This window comes from Oleiphilus sp. HI0132 (assembly GCF_001635845.1).
In genome coordinates, this window is record NZ_LWGJ01000249.1 from 1 (window position 1) to 652 (window position 652).

General features: G+C 40.6%; 1 protein-coding gene. It reads right to left on the reverse strand.

Features of this window, described 5'->3' with window-relative positions; genetic code table 11:
* Positions 1–410: 410 nt before the first annotated feature.
* On the reverse strand, positions 411–652 hold a 242-nt coding region (locus A3766_RS03105; RefSeq protein WP_304440923.1), incomplete at its 5' end, for a CorA family divalent cation transporter.

Consider the following 652-nt stretch of genomic DNA (forward strand, 5'->3'; position numbering starts at 1 on the left):
AGGATGCTCTGAGAAATGGCAGGACATTGAAATCATGCAACATGTTTAATAGTCTTTTTCTGAAACGCGATTTTAGAATCCATATTAGCCGAGCAATGAGCGTTATACAAACCTCCGGCTCTGTAATGATATTTTTGGCAGGTATCAGACAAACCGATTCGAATCTAACAACTCTCAGATGTCTACTTTGTGGAGAAGACAGACTGTCAGAAAGGTAGTGCTTAGTGCTTCAAAATCAAAATTCTTCGACATCTTTAAATCAGGAGAACTAGGCCATTTCGACAATGCCCTTCAACGGCAGTTTTTGGCTTTAGCCGACTAAGCTTTTCTTGCTGTTTGTACGCTCTAGTTGAAATCTCTATTTCGATAGGTCAAGCTTAGTGCTAACTTTTTCAATTGAACGTTGGCTTTTACAGCCAGCGCTTTCTCTTAAACCAATAAACTAAGCCCGTTGATAGCGACAACATGATTGCGAGCAGGTAAAAATAGCCGTTCTCAACCTTGAGTTCAGGTATATAGTCAAAGTTCATCCCATATAGCCCTGCCAAAAAACTTAGTGGCACAAACACAGCGGTGATGACCGTTAAAACTCTCATCGTTTCATTCAGCTGATGCGCTGATATCGATAAATAACCATCGATCAAATCTCCGC